Annotated in this window: 19 protein-coding genes and 5 tRNA genes; 5 read left to right on the forward strand and 19 right to left on the reverse strand. The window is 44.5% G+C overall.

The annotated features are described in order from the left end of the window. Positions 1-130 precede the first annotated feature (130 nt). The 6 genes from ACMXYW_RS13960 to ACMXYW_RS13985 all read right to left on the reverse strand — a co-directional run bounded on the left by ACMXYW_RS13960 (position 131) and on the right by ACMXYW_RS13985 (position 5,680). The gene (locus tag ACMXYW_RS13960) at positions 131-2,044 is read right to left on the reverse strand and encodes a flagellar hook protein FlgE (RefSeq protein WP_415904456.1); all 1,914 of its coding nucleotides are present in this window, start codon (positions 2,042-2,044) and stop codon (positions 131-133) included. Between the two features lie 10 nt (positions 2,045-2,054). Beyond that, positions 2,055-2,753 (reverse strand): flagellar hook assembly protein FlgD, encoded by a 699-nt coding sequence (locus ACMXYW_RS13965; protein WP_415904457.1) that lies wholly within the window; start codon positions 2,751-2,753, stop codon positions 2,055-2,057. 23 nt (positions 2,754-2,776) lie between these two features. Further along, positions 2,777-3,214 (reverse strand): flagellar basal body rod protein FlgC, encoded by a 438-nt coding sequence (gene flgC / locus ACMXYW_RS13970; RefSeq protein ID WP_415882404.1) that lies wholly within the window; start codon positions 3,212-3,214, stop codon positions 2,777-2,779. Between the two features lie 2 nt (positions 3,215-3,216). Continuing rightward, positions 3,217-3,615, reverse strand: a complete 399-nt coding sequence (gene flgB, locus ACMXYW_RS13975) for a flagellar basal body rod protein FlgB (RefSeq protein ID WP_415904458.1) — start codon at positions 3,613-3,615, stop codon at positions 3,217-3,219. Positions 3,616-3,861: 246 nt separating this feature from the next. Continuing rightward, positions 3,862-4,713 carry a CheR family methyltransferase gene (locus ACMXYW_RS13980; protein WP_415904459.1) on the reverse strand — a complete coding sequence of 284 codons (852 nt, stop codon included), beginning with the start codon at positions 4,711-4,713 and terminating at the stop codon, positions 3,862-3,864. Between the two features lie 31 nt (positions 4,714-4,744). After that, entirely contained in the window at positions 4,745-5,680 is a 936-nt protein-coding gene (locus ACMXYW_RS13985; RefSeq protein ID WP_415904460.1) for a chemotaxis protein CheV, read from the reverse strand. Positions 5,681-5,756: 76 nt separating this feature from the next. Between ACMXYW_RS13985 and flgA the strand changes: the two genes are divergently transcribed. The 4 genes from flgA to ACMXYW_RS14005 all read left to right on the forward strand — a co-directional run bounded on the left by flgA (position 5,757) and on the right by ACMXYW_RS14005 (position 7,534). After that, positions 5,757-6,452, forward strand: coding sequence for a flagellar basal body P-ring formation chaperone FlgA (gene flgA, locus ACMXYW_RS13990; protein ID WP_415904461.1), 696 nt, complete (start codon positions 5,757-5,759; stop codon positions 6,450-6,452). A gap of 136 nt (positions 6,453-6,588) precedes the next feature. Then, positions 6,589-6,897: a flagellar biosynthesis anti-sigma factor FlgM gene (gene flgM, locus ACMXYW_RS13995; RefSeq protein ID WP_415892523.1), complete on the forward strand. Its 309-nt coding sequence runs from the start codon at positions 6,589-6,591 to the stop codon at positions 6,895-6,897. An 8-nt stretch (positions 6,898-6,905) separates the two neighbouring features. Next, positions 6,906-7,385, forward strand: coding sequence for a flagella synthesis protein FlgN (locus ACMXYW_RS14000; protein ID WP_415904462.1), 480 nt, complete (start codon positions 6,906-6,908; stop codon positions 7,383-7,385). A gap of 72 nt (positions 7,386-7,457) precedes the next feature. Continuing rightward, positions 7,458-7,534 (forward strand) — tRNA-Arg (locus ACMXYW_RS14005). 19 nt (positions 7,535-7,553) lie between these two features. Here ACMXYW_RS14005 and ACMXYW_RS14010 read toward each other — a convergent pair. Further along, complete coding sequence (locus ACMXYW_RS14010) at positions 7,554-9,152, reverse strand: response regulator (RefSeq protein ID WP_415899193.1); 1,599 nt, start codon at positions 9,150-9,152, stop codon at positions 7,554-7,556. 289 nt (positions 9,153-9,441) lie between these two features. On the opposite strand from ACMXYW_RS14010, the gene ACMXYW_RS14015 reads away from it, so the two are divergent. Next, a complete protein-coding gene (locus tag ACMXYW_RS14015) occupies positions 9,442-10,365 on the forward strand; it encodes a histone deacetylase family protein (protein WP_415904463.1) in 924 nt (307 codons plus the stop codon). A 201-nt stretch (positions 10,366-10,566) separates the two neighbouring features. Here ACMXYW_RS14015 and ACMXYW_RS14020 read toward each other — a convergent pair whose 3' ends face one another. From ACMXYW_RS14020 to ACMXYW_RS14075, 12 genes are all read right to left on the reverse strand, one after another. Continuing rightward, entirely contained in the window at positions 10,567-11,871 is a 1,305-nt protein-coding gene (locus tag ACMXYW_RS14020; protein WP_415904464.1) for a sodium ion-translocating decarboxylase subunit beta, read from the reverse strand. 11 nt (positions 11,872-11,882) lie between these two features. Beyond that, on the reverse strand, positions 11,883-13,661 hold the full coding sequence (oadA, locus tag ACMXYW_RS14025) for a sodium-extruding oxaloacetate decarboxylase subunit alpha (RefSeq protein ID WP_415882414.1): 1,779 nt from the start codon (positions 13,659-13,661) through the stop codon (positions 11,883-11,885). Between the two features lie 56 nt (positions 13,662-13,717). Continuing rightward, entirely contained in the window at positions 13,718-13,954 is a 237-nt protein-coding gene (locus ACMXYW_RS14030) for an OadG family protein (RefSeq protein WP_415882415.1), read from the reverse strand. Positions 13,955-14,177: 223 nt separating this feature from the next. Beyond that, on the reverse strand, positions 14,178-15,641 hold the full coding sequence (gene thiI / locus ACMXYW_RS14035; RefSeq protein ID WP_415904465.1) for a tRNA uracil 4-sulfurtransferase ThiI: 1,464 nt from the start codon (positions 15,639-15,641) through the stop codon (positions 14,178-14,180). A gap of 63 nt (positions 15,642-15,704) precedes the next feature. Further along, a tRNA-Arg gene (locus ACMXYW_RS14040) sits at positions 15,705-15,781 on the reverse strand. A 22-nt stretch (positions 15,782-15,803) separates the two neighbouring features. Further along, positions 15,804-15,880 (reverse strand) — tRNA-Arg (locus ACMXYW_RS14045). 31 nt (positions 15,881-15,911) lie between these two features. Further along, positions 15,912-15,988 (reverse strand) — tRNA-Arg (locus ACMXYW_RS14050). Positions 15,989-15,997: 9 nt separating this feature from the next. After that, positions 15,998-16,087, reverse strand: a tRNA-Ser gene (locus tag ACMXYW_RS14055). A 61-nt stretch (positions 16,088-16,148) separates the two neighbouring features. Next, positions 16,149-16,337, reverse strand: a complete 189-nt coding sequence (gene csrA / locus ACMXYW_RS14060) for a carbon storage regulator CsrA (protein ID WP_415882418.1) — start codon at positions 16,335-16,337, stop codon at positions 16,149-16,151. Positions 16,338-16,487: 150 nt separating this feature from the next. Next, complete coding sequence (locus ACMXYW_RS14065) at positions 16,488-17,723, reverse strand: aspartate kinase (RefSeq protein WP_415899197.1); 1,236 nt, start codon at positions 17,721-17,723, stop codon at positions 16,488-16,490. A gap of 16 nt (positions 17,724-17,739) precedes the next feature. Then, positions 17,740-20,295 carry an alanine--tRNA ligase gene (gene alaS / locus ACMXYW_RS14070; RefSeq protein ID WP_415905893.1) on the reverse strand — a complete coding sequence of 852 codons (2,556 nt, stop codon included), beginning with the start codon at positions 20,293-20,295 and terminating at the stop codon, positions 17,740-17,742. 293 nt (positions 20,296-20,588) lie between these two features. Beyond that, positions 20,589-21,053: a regulatory protein RecX gene (locus ACMXYW_RS14075; protein WP_415904466.1), complete on the reverse strand. Its 465-nt coding sequence runs from the start codon at positions 21,051-21,053 to the stop codon at positions 20,589-20,591. Positions 21,054-21,115: the final 62 nt, after the last annotated feature.

The raw sequence follows: 21,115 nt of genomic DNA on the forward strand, positions 1-21,115 counted from the left end.
TGTAATTTCCACTCTGGGCAGCTTAGCTGCGCTTCTTACAAGTAAAATACTAATAACAGATACAAAGCAATCAACGTGCCAAAAACAAAAAAGGCCGCATTAGCGGCCTTTTTTAGATGTACTAGATCAATTAGATCTGAAGAATATTCTGGGTCACTGTATTCAGTGTTTCCAATGTCTTAGAGTTTGCCTGGAAGTTACGCTGTGCTTCGATCAAGGAAACAAGCTCAGCAGACAAATCAACGTTGGATTGCTCCAAAGCAGCCGACTGCAGTGTACCGTTCAAACCCGTACCTGGCGGGTTAACGATCGCATCGCCTGAAGTTAGTGTTGCTGTCCACTCAGTATCTCCAGCTGGCTGCAGACCTGATTGGTTTTCAAAGGTCGCTATAGCAACTACACCCAAATCTTGGTTCTGACCATTAGAGAAACTTGCAACCATCTCACCCGTACTGCTAAAGGTAACCCCAATCAGATCCCCTTTGGTGTAACCATCTTGCGCAGATGCTTTAACAATCGAAGCAGATGCGAACTGAGTCGTGTTAGTGATATCTAACTCGATTACCGTTGTGGAATCAGCAGGGTCTGCACCTTGGATTGTGATACTAGGAACAATTGCACCTGCAGAGAACTGATCACCATTGATTCCAGTTAACAAACCATTAGATGGGTTGAACTTAACTAGAATTGGACCCGGTTCTGTTCCAGAGCCCGCTTCACCCGGATCTAACGCCTTACCGATATCCAATTGCTCCGTACCATTTAGGTACGCATACATACGGTAAACACCTTGGAAGGAGTTATCACCCTCTTTAACTACAGGCGCAGCAAATGGTGAAGAACCAGTTGAAGCTGTAATGGTTAACGCTTGGCTAGATACTATATCTCCGGCCTCTGCTTTATATGTGATACGAATGCTCTTATTCACATTGTCATAGATAACAGACTCCACTGTTGGGTTTGCATCTAGAATCTTCGCTTCAGAAGCCGTAATTGCAGCACCAATCTGATCATCAGTAGAACCGGCAGTTAATGCTGGGATGGTAATGCCACCAATTTCCAATACTAAATCCGCCGCAATTGGAGATGTTGTGATATCGAAGTCATAAGTTTCATTTGCAGTGATTTCCGTGGCTTCAGTTACTGCCACAGTACCAGAAACTTGAACTAAATCAGGCTCAGGGAATTCAGATTTAAACCGAATAATAAAATCGCTGGAGTCTGTAGTAACCTCGATGCTTTTAATACGTGGATCACCTGTCACCGGGTCAGTTAAAGCATCAAAGAATGTACCTGAAGTCAGGCTTGTTCCAGCCGCCGCATCTAACTCTGCTATATGAGCAGCTGTTACACTTACACCTGAAATGGTATCACCAGCAACCAAACCTGTAAGCTGCTGCTGCGCTTGATATGGCCGAGCTTCAGCCATATTAAATTTAATTGTATGTTCATTACCAAGACTATCAAATGTTCTTACAGTCGTACTGTAAGTGAACGAGCCTGGCTCATCCTTATCATAGTCAGGTAGTAATTCCGCAGCATCTTCTCGAGAGTCGATATTGAAAGACAGATCAATCTCTTCAGTTGCTTTTGGAGGGCTTTCTTTCTGGGTTACAGCTAAGTTACCAATAGGAAGACGGTTACCCTCAGAGTCCAAACCATAACCCTGCAAGAAATTACCCGTCTTAGAAACAATAAAGCCGTTTTTATCTAGCTCAAATGAACCCGCTCGAGTGTAAGTCGTACCGCCCTGACCATCATCCAATTGGAAGAAACCCGAACCGTTAATCGCCAAGTCCAAGTTATTGTTAGTAAACTCAATAGTACCTGCCTGAAAGTCTTGCGCGATATCAGTTACAGTTACACCAGCACCTGCCACGTTTGATGAGCCGGCACCAACAACTGCTGTTGCGTAGATATCACCAAACTCAGTACGAGAAGATTTAAAACCTACTGTACTCGCGTTTGCAATGTTGTTACCTGTTACATCAAGGTCCGTAGTGGCCGCTTTCAGACCGGTTACCGCTGTATTAAAACCTGCCATCTTCTTATCCTCACACGCCGATCTGTTTCACATCGCTGATATCAAATGTGCCAGCTGTTGTGTTAACTTTCATACCAATACCATTTTCACCTAGAGTCACACTGTTAACTCTGTAAGCCATACTGGTATCAACCGCTTGATATTCATTATCTTCGAGACGCTCGATCACGAATGTGTAATCCCCTGGAGGGTGCTCCGGATTGCCGTCTTCGTCGAACTGCATCTGCCAAGCAAACTCATGCTCTCCCTGCTCAACAGCACCGAGTTGCATATTGTCAACCAAGGTTCCGCTTGAGTTGTAAACTTTAATTCTTACTTCTGATGCACTGGTTTCCAGATTAAATGCACCTTTAGCGAATGGGTTCATTACCGTACCCACTTCAGCCGAATCACCTGGGATAAACACTGACTGACCCACCATAGACGACGCCTGTAATGCAGCCTGACTAGACAACATTGCTTGCGATGTTTCAGCTACAGTCTGGTTAAGGTTATTAATACTCTCAACCTGCGACATAGTCGCTATCTGCTGCATGAAATCAGTTGTATCAGCGGGGCTCGAAGGGTCTTGGTTCTGCAACTGAGCGATCATCAAGCGCATGAACATATCACTATCTTCTTGCGTTTGGCTCTGCTGCGTACTATTAGACTGATTAGCCCTGTTTATCTGATCAAAAACGTTTTGATTTACGCCATTAACATTACTCATGGCTTAAAACCTCGTTATTTAAATTACTGCTGTCCAAGTCTGATAGTCTGCTGAAGCATCTGCTTGGCAGTATTCATAATCTCGGTATTAATCTGGAAAGAACGAGAGGCCGAAATCATATCCGCCATCTCTTCTACAACATTCACATTTGGGTAATATACAAATCCCTCTTCATCAGCCATCGGATGTGCCGGGTTATATTCTTGACGAAGTTCAGCTTCGCTTTCCACAATACCCAAAACCTGTACGCCTTGACCTGCCGCTATGCCGAACTCGTTATCAGGTTCAGCTAACGGGTCTACTTGCTGTACAGCAAAAACAGGCTTTCGTGCTCTATAGGTCTCATCAAGGCTAGAACTAACACTTTCCGCATTGGCCATATTACTTGCCGTGGTATTTAAGCGGATGGTTTGTGCATTCATAGCCGAACCAGCGATACCAAAAACATTACTCAATGACATGATTATTCACCCTTAATCGCTGATTTAAGACCTGTAAATTTCTTATTTAGGAAATGAAATGACGTTTGGTAATCCAAGGCATTTTCAGTGTATCGAGCCATCTCTTGCTGAACTTCTACCGTGTTACCATCTACAGATGCTTGGTTAGGGATTCGAAACATCATATCAGCCGCTAGATCAGGCTCTAGCAATTCCGTTTTATGCCCTGCAGCAGTAGCAACCTGTTTTACATTCATTTTAGTCGACACATGCTCTAACGCTTCAGCAAACTCAATATCTCTTGCTTTAAAATTAGGAGTATCAGCATTAGCGATATTGTTAGCTAAAACCTCTGCACGGCGAGCACGGTACATTAGTGCGTCATCGTGAATTCCCAAAGCTGCGTCAAAACTAATTGCCATTTCATTGCCTCATTTAGTATTACCCCTAAGAAAGCAAACCCTATGCCAAACAAATAAAATCCTTTATTTTCAACAATATAATAATTTCAGGCGTATATTATTCACCACTTAGCATCTAAAAACGGCAAACTAAAACCGCCTAATTGCCGCTGGCGGCAAGGGAAAATAACTCAATAGAAAAGAGGCAATAAAAAAGCCGCTTACCTTAGGCAAGCGGCTTTTTCGTAAACGGATTGATCTATCTGACTAAATAGCTTGATAAATAATACCTGGTCGGCAATGAATCATTTTGTATTTATCGGACAGACCAGAAAGGAACTCAGAAGCACCTAGTATCAGGTAACCTCCAGGTTTCAAAACACCATGCATCTTGGACAAGATCTCAGTTTTCTTTTCACTGGAGAAATAGATCAACACATTTCGGCAGAAAATCACATCAAATTTACCCATCGACGAGTATTGCCCAAGCAAATTAATGCTCTGAAATCTTACTTTTGATTTGATTTCAGGTTTTACTGCCCAACTACCATTAGGCGTTTCACGGAAATGCTGAGTAAGACGTTCTTGAGATAAGCCTCTACCTATTGCCAGCATTTCGTATTCACCTCGACGTGCTTGCTCAAGCACTTGGGTAGATATATCTGTGGCTATAATCTCTTCAGAAGCTAACTTTCCAGGATTTTTTTTCTTAAACTCATCCAGCGTCATGCTGATTGAATAAGGCTCCTGCCCTGTAGAACAGGCCGCAGACCAAATTCTAATTTTGTTAGAGCCAATACCCTGCCCAAGCATTTCAGGCACTATACGATCACGTAAGATATCGAAGGGGTGAACATCCCGAAACCATAAGGTTTCATTGGTGGTCATCGCATCAATAACTTGCTCTCGTAAACGCTTAGATGCAGGGCTTTGAAGTTTGCTAATCAGTTCTTTTAAGCCTGGGCAGTTGTTCTCCTGAACAATCTTCCCCAAACGACTTTGCACAAGATATTGCTTGTGCTTTGCAAGCAATATCCCACTACTATCTTCAAGGAAGCGACTGAACAACTCAAAGTCAGCATCTGTGATCGTAAAATTTGATCTACCGGAAATACTCATGGAAAGAGTAATACCCCTACCTTGTGCCTTATTACTTTTCTACTTGCTGTATACGCTGTACAACAGCGGTAGCAAGATCATCCGGGTTAAACTTAGCAAGGAAGCCATCCGCCCCTACCTTTTTAACCATAGACACGTTAAAACCGCCCGACAAGGATGTATGTAAAACTACATGCATATTACTCATGCGTTCGTCTTCGCGAATCATCGATGTCAAAGTGTAACCATCCATTTCCGGCATCTCGATATCCGAAATGACCATCAGAAAGTGAGTCGTTACATCTGTGCCACGATCAGCCATATCACGTAACAAGTCCCAAGCCATACGACCATTATTACAGGAAGTCACTTTGATACCTAAGCCTTCCAAACTTCGTTGCATCTGATTTCGGGCAACCGAGGAATCATCAACAATTAAGATTTGATAATCGCGGGCTTTTTCTCGCACTGTATCGTCAGCAACATCTTTACTTACTTCAGTCGCCATTGGATATAGATCTGCAAGAATTTGCTCAACATCCAAGATTTCAATCAGCTTGCTTTCGTACTCAAAGATAGCGGTCAGGTAGTTTTCCACTCCAATTTCAGTAGGAGGAGCCATAATCTGATCCCACTGAGTATTCAAGATGCGGTCAACCTTACGCACTAAGAAGGCCAAAGTACGACGGTTATACTCCGCCACAATCAAAAAGCAATCTTGCCTTTGCTCATGCGGCACCGTCTGACGGCCAATGGCTTCTGACAAATCCAATACAGGAATCGTCTCACCACGAATATGTGCCATACCTTTAATTGCTGATGTTTGACGAGGTACCTCTGTAAGTTCAGGGCACTGCAAAACTTCACGCACTTTAAAAACGTTGATGCCGTATTGTTGATCTGTTTCCAAAGCAAACAATAACAACTCTAATCGGTTCTGCCCTACCATTTGGGTACGCAGGTTTACACTATCTAGGATACCTGACATGATCTAATAATCCCGTAGAGATTAAATCTATTCTGTTTGTACGCCGTTACATAAACATAATGTTAGTTACAACAACGTGAATAAGCATAATTTAACACGACTTTTCCTCCTAACCACTGTTCTTTTGGCCCCATTCGGCGCTCTAGCAGCCGATCAAACCGAAAAATTAGAGCAGGAGGCGCTGCTTTTTCTGCAAGAACACTACAAAAAAGCCAAGCCAGATGCGCGTACTGAGATCAAACTTAACCCGATTAGCAGAAAAATCAAACTAAAAAACTGCCAACAACCCTTAGAATTTCAATCACCTAAGGGAAATGGAAGCAGAATCACCTTTAGAGCTAAGTGCCCATCTCCTATTTGGCAGCTATTTGTAACTGCACAAATTAAACTCTATGGAACAGCGGTAATCAGTAGCACCAGCCTGCCTCGAAACACTCCCCTTAGCTCTCAGCACCTACACCGATCGGAAGTCGATATAACTAATCTGCGCTCAGCCTATTTTCTCCGTACTGAAGAAATTATAGGCTGGACTACGAAAAGAAGTATTGCCGCTGGCACAATTTTTACTGCATCGATGCTGAAGCCACCGTTGGCCATATCTAGAGGAAATGCCGTAATCATAGAAGCAAAACGCAGCGGCATATCCATTAGAGCTGCAGGAACAGCACTACAAGACGGAGCTATAGGCCAACAGATCAAAGTGAAAAATGATCGTTCTGGCAATATTGTCAAAGCCATAGTTATTGGGCCTGGACTTGTTCGGACCCCGTAACCTAAGGCAATCCGACATGGTGTGATCTACCTATAACTGCTATACTCGATTTTATTAAAGAAAAAAAATATTTTTTCTAAAGTTTCCAAATTAGCCGCCGATAAGCTGGTTCAGATACAAGTTTGAGGACGGAAAAATGATCAACGACATCACGGGCCTGTCATCGTCGCAGACGAATAGCACTCGTGCACGAGCAGGTGAAAGCAATGCAACCAAAACTGGTAGCAATGACGCCCCTGCGCAGTCTCCGTCCAGTAAAGGTGATACAGTTAAACTCAGCAATGCAGCTCAGACACTGCAGAATGTTGAAAAGCAATTGGCCAATGCACCTGATGTGGACAGCGAGCGTGTCGAGCGACTAAAACAAGAAATTGAAAGTGGCAGCTATCAAATCAATGCTGAACGTGTAGCAGAGAAGATGCTGAACTTCGATAGCCTATTGTAAGTTTCGCTATGACCGAACAACAACATATAGAACTGGATACCCTGCTCAAGCAGGGTATTTTGCTTTTAGAATCACTTAACACTATTTACGACAGAGAGCTTGAAGCTCTCAGCAGTAAAGACCTTGAGCAATTAAGTGATATCACTCAAGAAAAGATGGGTGTTATTAATAATTTCCATAGCTTCACACTAGAACGCGTCGCTTTATTAAAGTCTTTTGGCATTGAGATAGATACAGAAGATTACTCAACTGCAGAAGACAATAGCTCAGCAGCACAGCAGACCAACACACTTTATGCTGAAATTAAAAAGCACTTAAAGGAATTGCAGCATAAGAATAAGCGTAATGAACAAGCGATTTACCGTAATCAGCAAAACGTGAATCAACTACTCGCTATTGTTCGCGGTCATAAGAAGCAAGATCAACTCTATGGCAAAGCTGGCGCCTCAAAACTATACAAAGCACAGAGCAGCTTAGGGAAAGCTTAAACTGCTCTAGACTTCTAGACCTAGTGACTCGATCAGAAAATCTCGCTAGAATTCCGAAAATTCGAAAAGCATGTCCCAGTAGCTCAGCTGGATAGAGCGGTCCCCTCCTAAGGGACAGGCCAGGGGTTCGAATCCTCTCTGGGACGCCATTTCCCAATGACTTAGAATTTACCGCAACAAGTTACCCAATGAGCCTTTAGGCAATAACGCAACATCATGGCTTAGATAACGTTTCAACTGATGCTGCTTATCAAGCTCAATACCTTCTAAGCTAAAGCGCTCCGACAGCTTAAGATATCGCTGAACCATTTTTATACGCTCATCGCGCTTCTCTTTGCTATCCCTAGCAGTTTCTAAGAAGAGCTGAGCTAGATTTAACAACGCGTTTACATTGCTGGAATCATATTCGGTCGCCAAACCAAAATATTTGAGCGCCTGAGGCATCTTTCCTGATAAATAGTGTTTCACACCTAAGCGATTCACTTTAATACTCATATCAGGATCGTGTTTCTTACCTGGCACTTTCTTCTGCTTAGCAACAGGCTCCAATATAGGCACAGCATCACCCATAACACTCAAAAGCTCTCGATCAAGATCTAAAGGTGTAGCCAGTTCTGAATTAATACGCTGAGCATCTCGCGTCGCCTTATTCGCAGCATCGGTATCACCTACCTGGTGGTACATCTCACTTTTCAGAAGAGCTGCGCGAACTTGTAGTTGTTCATCCCTCGGAAACGCCTGGTAAGCCTGCGAAATGGTGTTTTCAAATTCATTGAAAAGCTCTATCGCCATTCCACCATCGGCATTCTTTGCTTCTAGACGCTTTACATTTGCAAGACGAAGATAAGGATCAGGAGATTTATAACAGCTGCGCCGGCCTAGGACGATAGACTTCTTATAAGCTCCACCCGCCATATCGAGTTGTTTCGTTTGCGTAGCTAAACGGCCCAACTCCATCTGCCGAGGGATACCCATAGGAGATTTCTGAGTCGCTTCTGCAACAGCTTCTCTTGCTTGATCCAAATCCCCTTCCTTCTCATGGGTCTGAGCAAGCAAATCATATGCAGCAATCAGCAACGGATACTCTGCGATAAGTTCTAGCAAAAGAGCCTTCGCTTCTTTGAACTGCTCCTGCTGCAGCATAGCTTCTGCCCAAACGATACCTGCTTCTTTATCATGGCTTTTCCAATATTGCTTCTCAGCAACTTTGGCACATTCTTTCGGCCTCTGAAATTTAAGCAACAGGCGAGCAAGGATTAGCTGCGCTTCGTCATATTCCTGATCATAAGGCGCAAAGTTATGCTGACAGAAAGTAATAGCCGCAGGTAGATCACCGATCTCTAGAGCATCATCAACAGGTTTAAAGACTGATTTTCGGTAAAGGATATTATCTAGACGATGTTTGAGCTCATCCACCGAAAACGGCTTCATGATCATATCATCGGGACGGCTGTCGATTGCATGCAATACAACTTCTTGAGATGCATCGCTAGTCATAAAGATCCAGCAAGCCGTAGGCTTGATGAAACCACGATAACGACACTCTTCCAGCAATTGGATACCGGTGACACTATCATTCACATTATGACCGAGAAGAATAACATCGTAGTTATTCTCAGAAATTTCATTTAAAACTCGGTCATTGATAGTAACGGCCTTGAGATTAGCAACACCCATACTCCTCAGCATATAGAAGATAGTAGATCGCATGTTGCCACTGCTTTCTATCAGTAGAACTTGCTTATCAGAATAATCTACTTTCGCCACTCAACCGTCCATATACGCAAAAAGGATACTGGAAGTATAAAAGCCTATTCGATATGACAAAAGCATTTCCTGCAAACAAAAAAAAGCACCGGGTGTAGGGTGAACACTCGATGCCAAGACAGTTCTATGCTGTGACAACCATCCTATCCCGAGGGCATGCAAACACTAATGATCCAGATCAAGAAAAATCTAACTCTAAGGTGTAGGCTTGAGGTATTGAGACGATGTAATGAGATCCTGCTTTTTGGGTTTCAGGTAAACTAAACAAAACTTATAAAAAAGCGTACTTATGACTACTGCATTTATCACTCATGAAGATTGCGGCCTACACAATATGGGCCCAGAACATCCTGAAAGCCCAATTCGCTTGGTAGCCATCCAGAAAGTATTGGAAAAAACGGGCCTAATGCAGGATCTTGAACGAATCCAATCCGTCCACGTATTACCTGAACAAGTACAACTCGCCCACGCTCATCTACATCAAAAGCGCTTGGAGATGAAACTACCTGAACAAGGCGTGGTGTATACCGACGATGATACAGCTCTTTGCCCGCACTCCTTGCATGCAGCCAGCTTAGCCGCAGGCTCTGCTGTAATGGCAGTTAACAGAGTAATCAGTGGCAAATCTAAAAACGCTTTTTGCGCTACGCGCCCACCTGGTCATCATGCTGAGCATAACAATGCGATGGGATTTTGCTTCTATAACAATGCTGCTATTGCAGCTATGCATGCCCTACAGCAGCCCGGTATAGAACGTGTTGCTATCTTTGATTTCGATGTACACCAGGGTAACGGTACCGTAGATATCTTTAAAGACAGACCTGAAGTACTGGTTTGCTCCACATTCCAACACCCATTCTATCCAGAGCGTTACTGTGATTTTATTCGAGATCACATCATTAACTGCCCTATGGATGCTCATAGCGACGGCATGGTATTCCGTAAACTTGTTGAGTCGCGCTGGCTACCTGCTATCCAAGCTCATAAGCCAGATATGATCATTATATCTGCAGGCTTTGATGCTCATCATGAAGACCCTATGGCAGATATTAAACTTAATGAAGAAGACTATCGCTGGGTTACTAAGTTGCTCCTAGACGCAGCTCGCACTTACAGCCAAAACCGCGTTGTTTCGGTTCTAGAAGGCGGTTACAACCCTGTATCCTTAGCATTCAGCGTACAAGCTCATTTAGAAGTATTTGCCGGGCATTAGGCTAGAGGCTAGAGGCTAGAGGCTAGAGGCTAGAGGCTAGAGGCTAGAGGCTAGAGGCTAGAGGCTAGAGGCTAGAGGCTAGAGGCTAGAGGCTAGAGGCTAGAGGCTAGAGGCTAGAGGCTAGACAGAAAAGTACCTCTCCAAACAAACAAACAAAAAAGGCTGCCAATGGCAGCCTTTTTTAGTTCTACAAGCTAATGATTAGCTTACGAACTTGATCATTACGCCCGCTGCAATCGCAGAACCGATTACACCAGCAACGTTTGGACCCATCGCATGCATCAACAGGAAGTTTTGAGAGTTGTACTCAAGACCGATCTTGTTAGATACACGTGCAGCCATAGGCACCGCAGATACACCCGCCGAACCAATTAGTGGGTTGATCGCGTTGCCACCCATCATCTTGTTCATAATCTTAGCCATGATCACACCAGCAGCTGTACCGATGCAGAATGCAACAATACCTAGCGCCATGATGCCTAGCGTTTCAAGATCTAGGAACTTATCAGCAGAAAGCTTAGAACCTACAGATAGACCCAAGAAGATTGTAACGATGTTGATCAAAGCATTCTGAGCAGTATCGCTAAGACGATCTACTACACCACACTCACGCATCAAGTTACCGAAACAGAACATACCCAATAGAGGTGCTGCATCCGGAAGCAATAACGCTACTAGGATCAACAGTACGATTGGGAATAGAATCTTCTCAAGCTTAGTCACGTGACGTAACTGGCTCATCTGGATCTTACGCTCAGCGTCTGTAGTCAACGCACGCATAATTGGTGGCTGAATCAGAGGCACAAGCGCCATGTAAGAGTATGCAGCTACCGCAATTGCACCCAATAGGTGTGGAGCCAACAAACTAGTTACATAGATCGCAGTTGGACCATCAGCACCACCGATGATACCGATCGCTGCTGCTTCTTGGATGTTGAAGTCCATGATGCCCATAGAAGACATTGCAACCGCACCTAGTACAGTTGCGAAGATGCCGAACTGAGCTGCCGCACCCAAGAACAGGGTACGAGGGTTAGCCAACAACGGACCAAAGTCTGTCATTGCACCAACACCCATGAAGATCAACAACGGAGCAGCTGTAGAACCAATTGCTACACTATAGAAGTTGTATAGCATGCCATTCGCATAACCACCATCTTTAGCTACGTTGATTGCATCTTGAATCTGAGCAGCTGAAGCAGTGTTATGGTAGGCATACAGAATTTCTTTTGGATCAGTGCTAGTGATACTTAGCGCAGAAGCCAAACCATTCATCACTTCCGGAACAGCAAAGTGCACAGCATTTTCTACAGCTGTGTATGCTAAGCCAGCTTCTGGAATGTTCGCCATGATGCCACCGAAACCGATTGGCACAAGTAGTAGCGGTTCGAAATTCTTTTTGATGGCCAAGAACAGAAGCAAAAGGCCAACTAAAATCATTACGATCTGACCACCACTGATGTTGTAAGCACCAGAGGCAAGAAACAGGTCGATTAGCTTATCCATCAAACAGTACCTTACGCTAGAGTCAATAGAGTGTCGCCAACCTGTACAGCGTCACCTTCATTAACTTCTACAGTAGAAACAGTACCAGCACGTGCAGCACGTACTTCTGTTTCCATCTTCATCGCTTCAAGAATTACTAGAACATCACCTTCTTGAACAGCCTGACCTGGAGCAACCTGTACTTTCCAGATGTTACCAGCCAATGGAGCTGGAACATCTTCACCAGCGCCTGCAGGAGCAGCAGCTGGAGCCGCAGCAGCAGCCGGAGCTACAGCAGAAATATCACCGCCTTCAGTTACTTGTACAACGTAGTTTTGGCCGTTAACAGAGATAGTGTAAGTCTGTGGACCAGTGTTTTTAGGTGCAGCCATTGCTAGTGCGTCCTCTAATGTAGGTGCAGGTTCAAATGCATCAGGATTGTTACGGTTTTCAAGGAATTTCAAGCCAACCTGAGGGAATAGAGCGTAAGTTAGAACGTCATCAATTTCGTTCTCACCTTCTGTTAGCTCAATACCTTTCTCAGCAGCAAGGTCTTTCAGCTCGCCTACCAACTTGTCCATTTCTGGTTCAAGCAGATCAGCAGGACGACAAGTGATTGCTTCACCACCATCCAATACACGAGCCTGAAGGTCAGCATTGTAAGGAGCAGGAGCTGCACCGTACTCACCTTTCAGAATACCCTGAACTTCTTTAGAGATAGTTTTGTAACGCTCGCCCATTAGAACGTTGATTACAGCCTGAGTACCAACGATCTGAGAAGTTGGTGTTACTAGTGGGATCAGACCTAGGTCTTCACGCACACGTGGGATCTCAGCTAGTACTTCATCGAACTTATCTGCAGCACCCTGCTCTTTCAGCTGGTTTTCCATGTTAGTTAACATGCCACCAGGTACCTGAGCAACTAGGATACGAGAGTCTGTACCACGTAGAGAACCTTCAAATTTAGCGTACTTCTTACGCACTTCACGGAAGTAGCCAGCAATCTCTTCTAGAAGATTGATATCTAGACCAGTATCACGGTCAGTACCCGCCAATGCAGCTACTACAGATTCAGTAGACGTATGGCCGTATGTCATAGACATAGAAGAGATAGCAGTATCAACACGGTCGATACCTGCTTCAACAGACTTAAGGATTGTCATATCAGACAGACCAGAAGTCGCGTGAGCGTGCAATTGAACCTCTAGATCTGTCTGAGCTTTCAGACGAGAAACTAGGTCAAATGCATCGTATGGCGTCAGGATACCGGACATATCCTTGATGTTGATGGAATCAGCGCCCATATCTTCAAGAGTTTTTGCATATGCAACCCAGTTATCGATCGTGTGAACTGGACTCTTAGTGTAAGAGATAGTGCCTTGAGCGTGCTTGCCTGTTGCCTTAACTGCTTTGATTGCAGTTTCAAGGTTACGCGGATCGTTCATCGCATCGAAGATACGGAATACGTCTACGCCATTAACAGCAGCACGTTCACAGAATTTGTTTACAACATCATCAGCGTAGTGACGGTAACCTAGTAGGTTTTGTCCACGCAGGAGCATCTGATGTTTTGTGTTTGGCATTGCTTTTTTAAGCAAGCGGATACGCTCCCACGGATCTTCTCCGATAAAGCGAATACATGAGTCAAATGTTGCGCCGCCCCAGCTTTCTAGGGACCAAAAGCCTACTTTATCTAGCTTTTCCGCGATCGGCAGCATGTCTTCAACTCGCATACGCGTAGCGAATAGCGACTGGTGTGCGTCACGCAGAACTACGTCGGTAATGCCAAGTGGTTTCTTTGCGTCGGTCATGGGTAATGGCCTTCTGTCGATTAATGCAGATTTATTCGTTATTGAGCCGTTCTTATTTACGAACGGTGTTTGTGAACCGCAGCTGTCATGACAGCAATTAACTCATCATTGTTATTTCCAGCTGGCGCTGGTGCAGTCTTTTTTGCTTTTGGCTGCGCTGGTGCTTCAGGGAAAAACTTGCCTACCACTTTGGACATTCCTGAAGTAGCGAATACCAACAAAGTAAGAAAGACAACAACGAAGCCCATACCAAAGACCATTAATTCAAGGCCTTCTGATAGCAGATTTTCCATTTTAATGGATGCTCCTGTACTTATCGAAACCCATACGTCAGATATGGCTTTTGGCCACCTAATAATTAGGCTTTCACTGACGGATGTACTGGTTGCAAATGGACCATAATTAAACCCGAAAAGTCTACTTCAGGCAATAATTAGAGGGGATTTTTCGGTCAAAGGGAGGATATGGATCAAAATTTGCTTACAACCTTTGATCCATATTCAGTGAAATATGGTGCTATTCACTCTTTCCAGGGCGATAAACTTTTACATTACTAAAGCCACGCTCCTGCATTTGATGCGCATGCATTTGGCTCATAACACCCTTTTCACAATAGAGAAGGTACTCCTTACCCTCTTCAAATTCATCAGCTGCTGCACCTAAAGCAAAGAACGGAATCAATTGAATTTCACATCCAGGAATATTCAGCGGCTTTTTCTCTTGCTCATGCGGCGCGCGAATATCTACAACAACTTGGTTATCAGCAACTTTGGTTAATGCTTCAACCTCAGCATGGATATTTACATCCTCCTCAATCTCATCGATGCTGATCACCTGACGACGCTCTAGGGCACGCTCAAGTACATCAAAATCAAAATCAGACTCTTCCTCTTCCACACGATCTTTCTTAGCACAGGTCGTTGGACGGTCAGAGATCACTCCACAATACTCGGGCATATTTTTAGCAAAGTCATATGCACCGATTTCACGGGTGATATCGATAATATCCTGCTTATCCATTGTCACTAGTGGTCGCACAACTAGCTTTTCAGTAGCCGCATCGATAATGGATAGATTTGGTAAGGTTTGACTAGATACCTGAGCAATACTTTCACCTGTTACCAAGGCATCGATTTTCATTTTATCGGCAATCTGTTCACCGGCGCGCATCATCATGCGCTTCAATACGACACCCATATAGGAATGATGTACGGATTGCAGAATCTCACCAACCACTTCATCAAAAGGGATCGTAATAAACTTTACTCGTGCAGAAGAACCATACTTTTGCCACAAATACAGAGAAACCTGCTTCACACCAATTTCGTGCGCATGCCCACCCAAGTTAAAGAAAACAAAATGAGTTTTACAACCACGGCGCATAGACATGTAACTTGCGACTATGGAGTCGAATCCACCAGAAATGAGCGAAAGCGTGGAATCTTGTGTACCTAGAGGGAAGCCACCTAAACCTTTATAGGTATTCGTTACTACATAGAGACTTTCATTACGGATCTCTAGATCAACATAAACATCTGGTTTATGTACATTCACGCCTGCGGTATCGGCGTGCTGATTTAAACCACCACCCACATAACGCTCAACATCAATAGAACGGAAGTCATGCTTACCAGAGCGCTTAACACGCACTTTGAAGGTTTTGCCTTTCAATTGCTCTGCATAGATCGCATGCGCTTTCTCATAAACATCATGAAAATCACCAAGCGGGTACTCAGTCACTTCGATGAAACTATGAATCCCTGGCGTACGACCTAAAAGATCTACCACCTGCTCGATAATCTCCGCACTTGCACCAGCGCACTCTACATCCAGCTTGTCCCACTGACCTTTTACTTTGATCTGCTCATCAATACGGCGAGTCATATTCTGCAAATTGCTCTGCAAACGCTGAATTAGACGTTTACGTACAGGGCGACTTTTAATGGTAATTTCTGGAAACAAACGAATAGAGAACTTCATAGCAACGAGCTCAAAAAATAATTAGGACGGATATTATAAAGTGTAGGAAGGTAGAGTTACAGATGGCGCGCCCGAGAGGATTCGAACCTCTGACCGCCTGGTTCGTAGCCAGGTACTCTATCCAGCTGAGCTACGGGCGCATATCTGAAATTTTCTTTGGAGTGGCGCGCCCGAGAGGATTCGAACCTCTGACCGCCTGGTTCGTAGCCAGGTACTCTATCCAGCTGAGCTACGGGCGCATCCAAGAAAATAAACCGTTGTTTTTTTGAGTGGCGCGCCCGAGAGGATTCGAACCTCTGACCGCCTGGTTCGTAGCCAGGTACTCTATCCAGCTGAGCTACGGGCGCACATCAAAATGGCGGTGAGCGAGGGATTCGAACCCTCGATAGGGGTAAACCTATACGCCCTTAGCAGGGGCGCGCCTTCAGCCACTCGGCCAGCTCACCTAAACAACGGCGCGTACTATAACCAAGTGATTATCAAAAGAAAAGCAAAGTTTGAAAAAAATTACGCTTTATTTCCTTCTTCGGCCTTTTCACGCTGAATACGCTGATAGATCTCTTCTCGATGCACGGATACATCTTTAGGTGCATTAACACCAATACGCACCTGATTACCTTTAACACCAAGCACAGTGACAGTGACATCGTCACCAACCATAAGAGTTTCGCCAACACGGCGAGTAAGAATTAACATGTGTAGAATCTCCTTAGTACTTCCCAGGCCAATCCACCTCAACGGTAGAACACATACTGGCATTCATCCAAATCCCTGCCAGAACGCTGCCTATACAACAACAGCTAACCTAACTATAGACCAGCTTTTTCTAATAACCATTATGAACGATTATTCACTAACCGAATCATCAACATCCATATCAAAAGCAGTGTGCAGAGAGCGCACTGCCAGCTCCAAATACTTTTCAGCTATAACAACTGAGACCTTAATCTCAGATGTAGAAATCATTTGAATATTAATATTCTCTTCCGCCAAAGCATCAAACATTTTACTCGCTACGCCAGCATGGGATCGCATACCCACACCCACAATAGATACTTTAGCAATCTGATTATCACCAACTACTTCACGTGCACCCAGCTCAGCAGACACCTTCTCAAGGACCGCTTCTGCCGCATCATAATCATTTCTGTGAACAGTGAAGGTAAAGTCCGTTGTATTATCAGCAGCAACATTCTGCACGATAACATCAACTTCTATGTTTGCCTGACTGATCGGACCTAAAATTCGTGATGCAACCCCAGGAACATCAGGCACACCCATTACGGTCAACTTAGCTTCATCGCGGTTAAACGCGATACCTGAAATAACTGGTTTTTCCACGGTTGAATCACCCTCAACAGTAATTAGAGTCCCCGGTCCTTCCTCAAAGCTAGAAAGAACCCGCAACGGCACTTTATATTTTCCTGCAAATTCAACGGCACGGATCTGCAATACTTTAGACCCAAGGCTTGCCATCTCGAGCATTTCTTCAAATGTAATTTGCTCTAGACGCTTAGCACTCGATACTACGCGCGGGTCAGTAGTATATACACCATCTACATCTGTATAGATTTGACACTCATCAGCTTTCAGCGCCGCAGCTAGCGCAACACCTGTTGTGTCAGAGCCGCCACGACCGAGCGTGGTAATATTGCCATCAGGGTCAACACCCTGAAATCCCGCCACAACCACGACTCGCCCAGCCTCAAGATCAGATTTTATAGAGGAGACCTCTATATCTTGGATCCTAGCCTTGGTATGCGAGTTATCCGTAAGAATTTTGACCTGACTGCCCGTATAAGAACGAGCAGGCACGCCGCGCTTTTCCAATGCCATACAAAGCAAAGCAATGGTTACTTGCTCTCCAGTGGAGACCAATACGTCCATTTCACGAGCATTAGGTTTTGACTGTATATCTTTAGCTAAGGCGATAAGACGATTCGTCTCACCACTCATAGCAGATACAGCAACAACGACATCATGCCCTTGCTGTTTAAAACCCTGAACCTTATCTGCGACTGCTTCTATACGCTCAACAGTCCCGACAGAGGTACCACCATATTTTTGAACAAAAAGCGCCATGCGTGCACCTAAACCGTTATAGAGCAGCCTCGACTAGAGCTGTAACAGACTCCAGTGTAGCAGGTAGAGCAGCTTGATCTGTACCACCACCCTGAGCGAAGTCAGGACGGCCACCGCCTTTTCCACCTAGCTTAGCTGTAAGCTCTTTAATCAAATCACCAGCGCGAACCTGACCCGTCAGATCTTTTGTCACACCTGCAGCCAAAGCAATTTTGTCATCAGCCACAGTTGCCAACACAACAACACCGCTACCTAGCTTATTTTTCAACTGATCAATGGTGTCTCGCAAGGCTTTAGGCTCTACACCCTCAAGCTGAGCTGCTAGCACCTTAACGCCAGAAACCTCCACTGCATTACTGATCAAATCAGCACCCTTAGCAGCAGCTAGTTTAGCTTTCATCTGCTCAAGCTCTTTTTCAAGCTGACGATTTTTCGCTTGCTGATCTTGAAGCTTCTGTTCAAATTGCGCTTTTTGGTCAGCAAAATAATCCAGCGCTACAGGGCCAGTTACCGCTTCAACACGTCGGATACCGGCAGCCACACCACCTTCAGAAGTAATTTTAAGAAGGCCAATATCGCCTGTACGCTTAGCGTGAGTACCACCACAAAGCTCGATAGAGAAATCACCACCCATCGAAAGCACTCGTACTACATCGTCGTATTTCTCACCGAATAGTGCTGCCGCACCTTTCTCTTTGGCAGCTTCTATTTCCATGATTTCAGTTACGACTTCTGTATTCAGACGGATCTGATCGTTAACCATCTTCTCAACTTCAGCGATCTGCTCAGCACTTACCGCTTCAAAATGAGAGAAGTCAAAGCGCAGACGCTGATCATCATTCAATGAACCTTTCTGTTGTACATGCTCACCTAGAACTACGCGAAGCGCTTCGTGCAATAAGTGAGTAGCAGAGTGGTTCAGCGCAATCGCCTGACGACGCTCAGAGTCAACTCGAGGAGCAACCTTATCGCCCACTTTCACAGAACCATTTTCGACAGCGCCGTGATGCAGGTTGTTTTTACCCTCTTTAGTACAGTTATTAACTGCAAAAGAACCGTTAGCCGCTGCTAGCACACCAGTATCACCAACCTGACCACCGGATTCTGCATAGAAAGGCGTTTCATCTAGAACCACTAAACCTGTTTCACCGGCTTTTAGCTCATCTACAGATTCACCTTCTTTAAATAAGGCAACCACTGAAGATGCTTCGCCAGCAAGACTTTCATAACCGGTAAAGTTAGTTTCACCATCCAGTTTGATAGCATCGTTGTAATCAACTGAGAATTTTCCTGCCGCACGAGCACGCTCTCTCTGAGCTTCCATCTCACGCTCAAAGCCTTCTTCGTCAATTGTTAGCTCATGTTCACGAGCAACATCAGCTGTTAGGTCATGTGGAAAACCGTACGTATCATATAGCTTAAATACTGTTTCACCTGGAATAACAGTGCCGTCCAGATTATCAATCGCTTCCTGCAACAAACGCATACCGTGATCAAGCGTCTTCGCAAACTGCTCTTCCTCTTTTAGAAGAACACGCTCAACCTGAGCCTGCTTCTCAGCTAGTTCAGGATAAGCTTCGCCCATCTCTGCCACCAACGCAGCTACAAGCTGATTAAAGAAAGCACCTTTAGCGCCTAGTTTGTTACCGTGACGTACAGCTCGACGAATAATACGACGTAAAACATAGCCGGCACCTTCGTTTGATGGCAGCACACCATCAACAATGAGGAAGGAACAAGAACGGATATGGTCTGCAATTACACGTAGCGATTTATTATCCATATCTGTTGTACCAACAGCCGCTGCAGTGGCTTTCAACAGATTCTGGAACATATCAATTTCGTAGTTAGAGTGAACGTTCTGCATAACCGCTGCAATTCGTTCTAAGCCCATGCCTGTATCAACAGATGGTTTTGGAAGTGGTGTCATTTCACCATCAGCGCTACGGTTGTATTGCATGAATACAACGTTCCAAATTTCGATATAGCGATCACCATCTTCTTCAGGGCTACCTGGAGGACCACCCCACACATCAGCACCATGATCGAAGAAGATTTCAGTACATGGGCCACATGGGCCTGTATCACCCATTGACCAGAAGTTATCTTCATCCAATTTGGAGAAACGCTCTGGATCTACGCCAACTTCCTCTTTCCAGATACGCTCGGCTTCTTCATCAGAATGGTGAACCGTCACCCATAGGCGCTCTTTTGGAAGGCCTAACGTTTCAGTCAGAAACGTCCAAGCGAAGTTGATGGCATCTTTCTTGAAGTAATCACCGAAACTAAAGTTTCCAAGCATTTCAAAGAAAGTATGGTGACGCGCTGTATAACCTACGTTTTCAAGGTCATTGTGCTTACCACCAGCACGTACGCATCGCTGGGAGCTTGTCGCTCGTGTGTAATTGCGCTTATCAGTGCCCAAAAACACATCTTTGAACTGTACCATCCCCGCATTTGTAAACATCAGGGTAGGATCATTAGCAGGGATAAGGGAGCTACTTGCTACAACCTCATGTCCTTGCTGGTTAAAGTAATCTAGAAAAGCCTGACGAATCTCGGCACTTGTCATATATTTCATTAGATGAACCGTATGCGTATCCATTCTGGTAAAGCCATCAGCAAGCCTCACTTGCCTACCAACAGCGCAAAATCACCACAAATTATGGGCGCGACATTATATATCGTGAGCGAAAATTGTTCGAATCTTTTTCAGAAATGGGCCTATTCATACTAAATAGACAAAGAATAATCTGTTTGATTTCAGATTAAGATAGGTAGTGATTATCTGTATTACGAAGAAAAAATCTGCTTAACTGCCGGCTAATAAAAACCTAACCCTTTGAAATATATAACGATAAAATTTTAATACTCATCATTCGCAACTTGCTCTATCGCAAACTGAATCTCATCTATGGAAAATCCGCGCTGACTCATAAATCGCATGCGCTTACTGCGCTCTTTAAAGTCTTTATCCGCTAGAGGCTCTCTATATTTGCGCCGGTAAAGCTCCTCAGCTTGGACAAACCAATCTATCTCTAAATCCTCTAAGCAACTAGACAGCAATTCCGAAGCTATACCCTTCTGTTTTAAATCAAACCGGATTCTTATAAGACCATGACCTTGCCCCACTCTCATACGTACAAAGCTTTCACAAAAGCGTTGATCAGATAAGTACCCGTCCTCTTCTAGGCTTTGCAATACACTATCTATATCTGCCCCCTCAATACTACGAGCAAGCTTCTGGCTTAGTTCTTTATAAGAATATTCGCGCCGTGACAGTAACTGAATTGCCTTGTTCCATGCTTCTTTATTAGGACTCTCATCCATAACCAACCCTCTTAAAACGAAAAAACCTCCATCTATAGACGGAGGTTTTCCTGTGCTAGCTT

This window comes from Neptuniibacter sp. QD48_55, from assembly GCF_047778115.1.
GTDB lineage: Bacteria > Pseudomonadota > Gammaproteobacteria > Pseudomonadales > Balneatricaceae > Neptuniibacter.